Genomic DNA, 544 nt, shown 5'->3' on the forward strand with positions numbered 1-544 from the left:
AAAACTATCCTTTTACTGAATGAGCCCATTTATTGGATTGCTGTAAACAAACTCATTATTTAAAACCTTTTATAATGAAGGCAAAATGAATGCACTTACCCTTCTGTTATCTCTGCCATTATTACCGTGTTTGGTGTTTGCTTGTTAAGCTCGCTGAATGGCACGTTATCAAATATATAGTAACTAGGCTGGCCGTCGTTTGGGTCTTGTAATAAATCAAAATTGCCGCTTTGGGGTATGTCGGTAAATTCTATACGGACCCAATCTCCCTTAGGCATTACACGTGAAATTGGCTTTATTTGCTGCCAGTTATGTTGATTATTTACCAACACAAGCTGCTCTTTAGCGTAATTTTTTGCATTTGTGTCAACTTGATAAAAAAATACAAAAGCGGGCTTAACAATCGTTAACAGATTTATATTGTTAACTACCATTGCCATACTGTACGGGGTACTCATACTAACTCCCAAATACTTGTTGTAATTTTGCTTTGGTTTTAGGGCCTGGTATGCCGTCTATGTCGAGATCGTGCTCGTACTGAAAT

At 37.3% G+C, this 544-nt stretch carries 1 protein-coding gene; it reads right to left on the minus strand.

Going from position 1 to position 544, the window contains the following annotated elements; genetic code table 11:
* Positions 1-95: 95 nt before the first annotated feature.
* Positions 96-458, minus strand: a complete 363-nt coding sequence (locus H5163_RS21080) for a hypothetical protein (RefSeq protein ID WP_182735898.1) — start codon at positions 456-458, stop codon at positions 96-98.
* Positions 459-544 lie beyond the last annotated feature (86 nt).

The sequence above is a fragment of the Pseudoalteromonas sp. SG44-8 genome (assembly GCF_014164125.1).
Lineage (GTDB): Bacteria > Pseudomonadota > Gammaproteobacteria > Enterobacterales > Alteromonadaceae > Pseudoalteromonas > Pseudoalteromonas rhizosphaerae.

Excerpts from the sequence above, each read along its gene's own strand:
- H5163_RS21080 (WP_182735898.1), bottom strand. The coding sequence starts at position 458 with ATGAGTACCCCGTACAGTATGGCAATGGTAGTTAACAATATAAATCTG.